This is a genomic window from Nostoc sp. FACHB-190 (assembly GCF_014696905.1).
Lineage (GTDB): Bacteria > Cyanobacteriota > Cyanobacteriia > Cyanobacteriales > Nostocaceae > Nostoc_B.
On sequence record NZ_JACJQW010000108.1, the window covers coordinates 1 to 2,003 of the forward strand.

General features: G+C 40.6%; 3 protein-coding genes. All 3 read right to left on the reverse strand.

All coding sequences use genetic code 11. The annotated features are described in order from the left end of the window. Nucleotides 1-282: 282 nt before the first annotated feature. The 3 genes from H6G28_RS36340 to H6G28_RS36350 all read right to left on the reverse strand — a co-directional run bounded on the left by H6G28_RS36340 (nucleotide 283) and on the right by H6G28_RS36350 (nucleotide 1,862). Nucleotides 283-1,347: a hypothetical protein gene (locus tag H6G28_RS36340; RefSeq protein ID WP_190678266.1), complete on the reverse strand. Its 1,065-nt coding sequence runs from the start codon at nucleotides 1,345-1,347 to the stop codon at nucleotides 283-285. 61 nt (nucleotides 1,348-1,408) lie between these two features. Beyond that, nucleotides 1,409-1,597, reverse strand: coding sequence for a hypothetical protein (locus H6G28_RS36345; protein WP_190678269.1), 189 nt, complete (start codon nucleotides 1,595-1,597; stop codon nucleotides 1,409-1,411). Between the two features lies 1 nt (nucleotide 1,598). Next, nucleotides 1,599-1,862 (reverse strand): hypothetical protein, encoded by a 264-nt coding sequence (locus H6G28_RS36350; protein ID WP_190678272.1) that lies wholly within the window; start codon nucleotides 1,860-1,862, stop codon nucleotides 1,599-1,601. Nucleotides 1,863-2,003 lie beyond the last annotated feature (141 nt).

The window sequence follows — 2,003 nt, forward strand, 5'->3', positions numbered from 1 at the left end:
CTCCACCGCTTGTAATGTTCGATTCTATCCCTTCTTTTTTGAGGATTTCAATCAATTTTAAAGCCTGGGGATAACTTAAACCTTCTGCTGTGAATAACGCCATATTTACCTTTTGACTTTTGCCTTTTAACTTATCATGCAGTGGTTAAAGATTGCCCTACAGAACTATTATCCACCAATCAGACGAGCGTATGGTAGCAAGTTCTTGAGGCAGGAGGAGAAATTACATTTCTATGCCTTATTTTAATGCGATGTCCCGGTAATTCAGAACATCGCTTTTTTTCATCGGAACTTAAACGCGCTCACAGTTGCCACCGTCAGACCAACGTCAGAACTCGCAAGCTGTTGCAGATTGCGCTGCTCATCTAGAAGTTTGGTTCTAATGTCGTCCATCTTCTGCTGAAGTTGAGTGCGCCCTTCACCACCCAGATTCTTATCAACAATTGCCGGATCATCCACAATCGAATTCAAATGCTCCATCATCGACTGGAGACTACCGCCAGCTTCGGGACTAGCATTCGCCAGCAAAACCTGTACCTTCTGGAGATGTTTCTGCATTTTTTGCTTGAAGCGTACTGGCTTTCGTCCGGGTTCCCAATCAGCTAACTCTTCCAACAACTGCGCGGCAAGTTGTTCACCTCCGGCGATCGCTGCCTCTTTTAACCTTTGCTCTAAATTTTGGTCATACTGTTGAATGAACTGGGTGATTTGATTGAGGCATTCGGCTTGTTGTTGGTTCAACTGTTCCGACAATGCTGGGATGATCACGGGGCGACCGATGACGACTTGCAAATAGTCTTCCAACTCGCTCAAATCCGGGAAAGCTTTCAGCAAATTAGCTTTGACTTCCTCCTGACGCTCACAGGATAATTCCCAAGTTTGCAGCGAAATGAAACTATTGATTCGCTCTTGATAATCCGTTAGCCCTTGCTCATACTCGTTTTTAAGTCCAGCACGTAATGTTGGAGCAATCACATCCCGAATGTTTAATAACTGGCTCCACACTAAGGGAGCTAAATCAATCGGGCAAATCCAATCGCCATTATCACTGGTCATCCACTCCTGTACACTGGCAATTTCCGACCGTAATTGACTTGCGGCTTCATCCAGAGCTTTGAATACCTTGATGCCCTTCAACCCAACTTCCGAAGATTTTACCTTCAACAAATCTGACTCTTCTTCGCCTTGGGCTGTCAAAACATCAGTCCACTTAGGAGCATTTGATTTAGTAGTCTTTTTGAGTTTGATTGTCAAGCGAATACGAGTTTTATTTAGCTTACTAAAATCGAGTCTTTGAATTACAGCATCGTGCAAGAATGTTTCGGTATGTGCAATTGCTTGTACCATTGTTCAGTAACTATTACTAACAGTTTTCTCTCAATCATCAGCGAAGCGTTTTATCTCACAACTAAACAACAACCCAACCAATACCGGATTTCTTGACCATGTAGGTTTGTTTATTGATTCTGGCTGTACCTACTGGTTGGTTATTTTTGATTTGTTGAATATTTCGGATAACTCGGTAGACTATTTTTTTAGAACTACCTTTTTGAAAACTCACAGGATGTTTAACAACAGGTGGTTTGTGAATAGACATATTACAGCAATCCTATCTGCACTACAATTTGTTCCTTCTGCTGTTCATAATTCATCCCCACAACCTCCTGACATCTAATCCCCAACTTTGTAGAATTCAAAGAAATCTCAGATGACTTCCGTTGATTTGGTAGTGGAGCGAATACATACTTGATATGCTTACCACTGCCCTCTGTTCGCACATATCTATATTGAGTACAATCAATCAGATAAACCTTGGAATGACTCAGTGTTTTTGGGTCAAAAACTGGTTTCAAATTCATCATTGCTTCTCCAGTTCGAGATAATATCCATTTTTTGAATTCAAAATGCAAAATTCAAAATTCAAAATGAAGAATCAGGAAGATTTTGAATTTTATTAATTTTAAGTACAAACCCCCATTAATCTCTTTAATTTTGAATTTTGA

What these genes read in the sequence shown, in the direction of transcription:
- H6G28_RS36340 (WP_190678266.1), bottom strand. Translation starts at nt 1,347, where the DNA reads ATGGTACAAGCAATTGCACATACCGAAACATTCTTGCACGATGCTGTA.
- H6G28_RS36345 (WP_190678269.1), bottom strand. Translation starts at nt 1,597, where the DNA reads ATGTCTATTCACAAACCACCTGTTGTTAAACATCCTGTGAGTTTTCAA.
- H6G28_RS36350 (WP_190678272.1), bottom strand. Translation starts at nt 1,862, where the DNA reads ATGATGAATTTGAAACCAGTTTTTGACCCAAAAACACTGAGTCATTCC.